Consider the following 5,878-nt stretch of genomic DNA (forward strand, 5'->3'; position numbering starts at 1 on the left):
CGTATAGTTTGTCCTTATTCCCAGACAAAATACGTGGCAACCGGTCACATTATCGTAGAGTTGTTTATGTTTGAATTCCTAAAATCTCGCCCATTATCAGATAAAGCCTCGCCACAATCGCCGAACTCTATGCCTTTTGTTCATTCATTGTGTATGAGTAGCCGCGCTATCAATCAAACCACGCTATCGGCCTTATCTTGCCCTCATGGTAAAACACCCTTGGTACTGGCTTTTATCTCGCCACATTTCCCCTTTGCAGCAACAACCCAAAAACTCCAAGCCGCGATGCCTTTTTGCCAAACTTTAATCACCATAATGACAGCCGGCGAACTGGGTGGTGGGCATTCTTCGCTGTATCACACCACAGACGGGCAATGGGATAACATTGTTTTGCAAAGTTATGGCGACAATGTCATTGAATCTGTCAGCGCAGCGACCGTGCCCTTACATTGTGAAGACATTAAACGCGGTACACCGACCTTATCGCCCAAGGCACGAATCGAAAAAATCACACGTTCGTTGCAACAGCTCAGGGTGCCTTTTCCTGTCGACGCCCAAGACACAGTCGCACTCACCTTTTTTGATGGTCTTAGTGGTTCAGAGAACTTCTTTATGCAGGCCCTTTATGCCACCCGCCGTTTCCCTTGCTACTTTATGGGTGGCTCTGCCGGCGGTACCCTGGATTTCAATGCAGCCAAGTTAGCACTCAACGGTAAACTACTCGATAACCATGCCGCGCTAGCTTTTATCAAGTTGGCCCCCGGTATCCGCTATGGCATCATGAATAGCCATAACTTCAAACCGACTCACTTCCACCTCGATATTGCCAAGGGCGATCCTGCGACCCGCGTTGTCACCGATGTATTTGCACCTAACAGCACCGCATTAATCTCTCCGGTACAAGCGTTATGCGACTATTTTAACTGCCAGATTGATCAGCTGGAATCGCACTTAAATGGCTACACGTTTGGCGTAAAAATTGGCGAGCATATTTATATTCGCTCAATCGCTGCGATTGATCACCAACAGGGCGCCCTACACTTTTTTTGTGATCTTGATTTTGGCGATAGCCTGTACCTAATGAAGGCGGAAGATTTCGCTCAAACCACCGCGCAAGATTATCAACGACATCTAAAAGACAAGCCACGCCGTCCTTTTGCTATGCTAGCCAACGACTGTATCTTGCGCCGGGTCAACAATAGCCATTCGTTAGCGCGCGTCACCTGCTTTGATAACATCCCTAGCGTTGGCGGGTTTTCAACCTTTGGTGAGCTATTAGGGGTACACCAAAACCAGACACTGACCGCACTCATGCTTTATAGCGTCGCACCCAACGAGCCTTTTGCTGATGATTTTGCCGATCAATTTGCCATTCACTATGCCGATTACCGTGGCTACAACGCCCAAAAACAAATTAATAGCTTACAAAAACTTTCGGCGCTTCAATCGCACAGCATCGATCGTCTTTCGCGCTACAAATCGCTACTACAATCACTGTTGGACAGTTACAGCGGCGTGGCCGACTACGCCACCGAGAGCGCAGACATTCTCCAAGCTGTCCAACAACAGTTTTCCACGCTTGCTAACGAGGTCAAACAACAACACGGGCAAAGCCAAGATCTACAAACCCACACCGACGCCCTGAGTGTGAACGCCAGCCGTATTGAAGAAATTTTAAAAGTGATTGATGGCATTGCCGAGCAAACCAATCTATTGGCATTAAACGCCGCTATAGAGGCTGCACGCGCAGGCGAACAAGGGCGCGGTTTTGCTGTGGTTGCTGATGAAGTCCGTAACTTATCGCAAAATAGCCTTAGTACCACTGGAGAGACAGTGAGAAATGTCAACAGCGCCATTGGTCAGATCAGCCATGTGATTGGGCTGACCCTCGAGGTAATGGATAAAGTCCAGTACTCTGCTGATGGGTTAAGCGATGAAGTCACACGACTACTGAGCCTGTCTGAACAAGCGACCGAAAGTATTCAGTCGAGCATTGCTAATATTGAACAAGTACAGCAAGACATGACAGCCATTGATAAGGAGCTTTCTACCATTTTATCGCTCACCCAAAGCCAACAAGTCGCGGAGTAAGCTCTTAACGCATGCACACAGGTAACGTTCAACCAGGCGATCGTTCATCCGATCGCCTGCGTAAATGGTATGATTGATACGTCAAGAGCTTAGCCACGAGATAAACCATGCGCGGACTCAAAACAACCTTACTGCTCGTTACCTTACTCGGATTAGGTGGGTGCCAATCTGACGATCCGGCCAAAGACATGATGGCTGATTATTACCAACGTTTAGGCAATGTGCTTGATGCACCGACGCCCGACTTTACCACTCCAGCGGTGCCGCCGTTGCCACGCAAACGCGATCTAGTCCAGCCACTTGAAGCACTACGAATGGGCGTACTTGATGCCTACGAGCTGCGTCAGTGTGGCTTGTTTAATCTTATCGCCGAGCGCAACTCATCCCTCGGCAAAGTCGCCGATCGCTTTCGCCAACTCGATTACGAACTCAATTTTATTGACACCGCCCAACGGTGTTTACCGCAAGTCAAAGATCCGAGCATTCACACTGAGTTAGAACAGGCACTGGCACTGAAACGCCAACAGCGCGACACCGTAATCTGGAATACCTTGGCTGATAGTGATGCCTGGCGCGGGCAGCTGAGTTTACCGGCATATACACTCCCCATTGATCTTCCCGCACATAGTAATGCCGTCAGCACCATTGATCAGTTTAGCCATTTACTCAACCACCACCCGGTAGCCAACGAATCGGTCACCGACTGGCAAGAGAGCATTGAAAAGCAACGCATTCTTGGCGCCCTATTTGTTAGCTTGAGCTATCACACCGCTTGGCTTAACCAAACCAGTGCACTGATCGCCAATCACCAAGAAAAAGTCCTGTGTGGCGGCAATTTTGATACGACCCGCCTAGAGCGCCTACAAACCGTGTTTTATAAATTTTACGTCGGCGATGTTCAGCCGTATTTAGCCCGTGTCGATGGTCTTTATCGTGATATTGCGCCAGCGTTGACCCGTTTTGCTACGTTGCAAACACCGGATGCGTTTAGCGCGTATAAAAACGCCTATTGGCAGGGAGAGGCTTACCGCCAATACAAAGACGCGATCAAGCACCATGCAGATGTATGGCAGCAACTTTTCCAACGCTGTGACGTCAAACTGGGGCAATAGCGACGTAGCGAAGCGACTGAAAAAGCGAAAATATCGCCACTTTGATGATCAAATCGCCAAACAAACGCGAATGTACAAAAATATGCGTTGAAGCGCTTGCGCGATAAAGATGAACTCGCTACTATTCACCCCGCTTTCAAGCACTGTGCGTCCGTAGCTCAGCTGGTTAGAGTATCGCCTTGACATGGCGGGGGTCGGTGGTTCGAGTCCACTCGGACGCACCACTTGGCTTGATAGCAAATGGTCAATCGCTTCAACATCGCGGTGGCTGTTCTAAAAAAATGGTATGCGTCTGTAGCTCAGCTGGTTAGAGTATCGCCTTGACATGGCGGGGGTCGGTGGTTCGAGTCCACTCAGACGCACCACATTTTGAAATACGCGTCCGTAGCTCAGTTGGTTAGAGTACCGCCTTGACATGGCGGGGGTCGGCAGTTCGAGTCTGCCCGGACGCACCACTTCAAATTATCCCCTTCTTTTTTTAGTATCTTGATATATTCCCTTTCGACGCATAAAAAATAAACGTCATGTATATGTTTACGTAGATACAAAAGGCCTGCTTTCTAACAAGCCTTTTTAACTTGTAACCTACAATTATGCCACTGAGCTATCTACCGCTAAGACAAACTTTTCGATTGCTTTAGCGACACCGTGGTTATCGTTACTGTCGGTAATATAATCCGCGATTTGCTTGGTTGCTTCCATCGCATTGGCCATGGCAATTCCAAGACCCGCATATTCCAACATCGCATGGTCATTTTCTGCATCGCCCATGCAGATCACTTCGTCGGGGTGAAYACCTAAGTGTTCTGCAATTGCAGCGACCCCCGCCCCTTTATGACTTGCCGGGTTTAGAAATTCAAGGAAGAAGGGCGCACTTTGCACCACCGTAAACTCCTCGCACAGCGCTGCGGGTAAAGCACTGATCACTTCATTTAACTTGCTTGGATCTGCCACCATCAACACTTTAATAATGGGGTGATCATCGCTTAGAGTCTCGAAATCCATCACGGTGATATCAAGCCCGTTGATGTTGGCCTCAATGTCGGTATACGGGTTGAGCGCAGGGGTGATCAATCCGTGCTCGGTGCTAAAGGCATGCACATAGGCACCTAATGCTTCAGCATGTCGAGCGAGCGCTTTGGCAGCTTTACCGTCTAGCCCCTTTTGCAAGATCACCTCGTCAGTCCCCACGTTTTTCACCATCGAGCCGTTGTAATACAGCACAAAGTCTTTATCTGAATGAATATCCAACTCATCCAGCTTAGGTTGCATGCCTTCAAGCGGACGGCCAGATGCCAACACCACGGCCACCCCTTTGTCACGCGCGCGGGCAATGGCCTGTTTGTTTTCAGCCGATATTTCTTTATCGCTGTTTAACAAGGTGCCATCCATATCTAGGGCGATTAATTTGTACATCGTCAACTTACCTCAACATCAAATTCAAAACGGAATGGATTCCCTCAGCCTTAATCGGCTCTACAGCAATAAGCTATCGTCAATGGGAATAAAGCGATCAACGCTATTCACGAGGGAGTTGGCACTTAACGCAGGCACTCCAAACACGAAGGCTTCGGTATGATAGCGCTCGCGAATTTTGTTCATCAGCAAATCAAAGTCGCCATCACCAGAGAGCAGAACCACGGTATCGACATCCGACGCAGCTTCCATCACATCAATGGCAATGCCCACATCCCAATCGCCTTTGGTGCTACCATCGGCGCGTTGAATATAAGGTTTGAGCTTCACGGTAAAGCCAATGTGCCGCAATGCATCTTGAAATTTGATTTGCTGATCATCATCACGACGAATGGCATAAGCATACGCGGTAACCACCTCACCCATTTGGCTCAGCGTGTGCCACAACTGGCGATAGTTAAACTGGCGCCCGTAGGCTTGGCGTGTGGTGTAGTAGATATTTTGAACGTCGACAAAAACCGCGATTTTTTTCAAGTCAGGCTCACAGTCGGTGGGAGAATTGAAGCCAAAGAGGATACCACATCAGGCTACCGTGACGACAATCACAAACGTGGCCGCGTCTAGCAAAAACAAAAAAGCCGCTGATAACAGCGGCTCTCGCAAGAAATATAAACGATTACTGACACTTAGCTGTTTGCTCTGCCTTTGTGAGCATGTCTTGCTGCTCTTTAATCGTTTCTCTCACTATTTTATCAAAAAACTTTCGCTTTTCTTTTGACGACGAGTGACGCACGAAGTCAGAGAAAGCGGTAGATTTTACCTTATTACGCTTGTTCTGCATGGCTTCCTCCTCTCGTGATACCAACGATTCGCTCAAGTGACTCTCGATTGTACTTTTTACGCAATAGTGCGTCAATGTCATCGACGTTAAAGTGTGGTCTCTTGTTGTCACCATCGACGTTTTTCTCAATAAAAGTGATATCAATCTGATCCCTAAATAGTTTCTTTAATTCACTCACAACACGTTGCGATTCTAGGAACTGATTAATGAAGACTTCACTAGGGACACGACGGCCTTCAACGCTTTCTCTCGCTTTCACTAACCGCCAAGCTTGCACTGGCTCTTGATATACAAAAACAATCATAACAAAGCGGCCTTTTTTCAAGGATCGTTCAATATTATCTTTGGCTTTATCGAAGTTGGAAAGCGTTGAATCAAGAATAAAGCTTACTCTTCGCTTCAAAGCGCGATCATGAAT

The 5,878-nt window shown here is 48.0% G+C and carries 4 protein-coding genes, 3 tRNA genes and 1 pseudogene; 5 read left to right on the forward strand and 3 right to left on the reverse strand.

Annotation, left to right across the window (positions count from 1 at the left end; genetic code table 11):
• Positions 1-66: 66 nt before the first annotated feature.
• From BZG79_RS10550 to BZG79_RS10570, 5 genes and pseudogenes are all read left to right on the forward strand, one after another.
• Positions 67-2,031, forward strand: a pseudogene (locus BZG79_RS10550) (methyl-accepting chemotaxis protein); the annotation flags it as partial.
• A 167-nt stretch (positions 2,032-2,198) separates the two neighbouring features.
• Positions 2,199-3,203: a DUF3080 domain-containing protein gene (locus tag BZG79_RS10555; protein ID WP_077576023.1), complete on the forward strand. Its 1,005-nt coding sequence runs from the start codon at positions 2,199-2,201 to the stop codon at positions 3,201-3,203.
• 147 nt (positions 3,204-3,350) lie between these two features.
• Positions 3,351-3,427: transfer RNA gene (locus BZG79_RS10560), tRNA-Val, on the forward strand.
• A gap of 64 nt (positions 3,428-3,491) precedes the next feature.
• Positions 3,492-3,568: transfer RNA gene (locus BZG79_RS10565), tRNA-Val, on the forward strand.
• A 13-nt stretch (positions 3,569-3,581) separates the two neighbouring features.
• Positions 3,582-3,658 (forward strand) — tRNA-Val (locus BZG79_RS10570).
• Between the two features lie 136 nt (positions 3,659-3,794).
• Here BZG79_RS10570 and BZG79_RS10575 read toward each other — a convergent pair.
• The 3 genes from BZG79_RS10575 to BZG79_RS10585 all read right to left on the reverse strand — a co-directional run.
• Positions 3,795-4,619, reverse strand: coding sequence for a Cof-type HAD-IIB family hydrolase (locus BZG79_RS10575; protein ID WP_077774363.1), 825 nt, complete (start codon positions 4,617-4,619; stop codon positions 3,795-3,797).
• A gap of 60 nt (positions 4,620-4,679) precedes the next feature.
• Positions 4,680-5,153 carry an NYN domain-containing protein gene (locus BZG79_RS10580; RefSeq protein ID WP_077676792.1) on the reverse strand — a complete coding sequence of 158 codons (474 nt, stop codon included), beginning with the start codon at positions 5,151-5,153 and terminating at the stop codon, positions 4,680-4,682.
• A gap of 290 nt (positions 5,154-5,443) precedes the next feature.
• Positions 5,444-5,878, reverse strand: a 435-nt coding sequence (locus BZG79_RS10585) for a zeta toxin family protein (protein WP_199877732.1), incomplete at its 5' end; no start/stop codon positions are given.

The sequence above is a fragment of the Salinivibrio sp. MA427 genome, from assembly GCF_001996115.1.
Classification (GTDB): domain Bacteria; phylum Pseudomonadota; class Gammaproteobacteria; order Enterobacterales; family Vibrionaceae; genus Salinivibrio; species Salinivibrio costicola.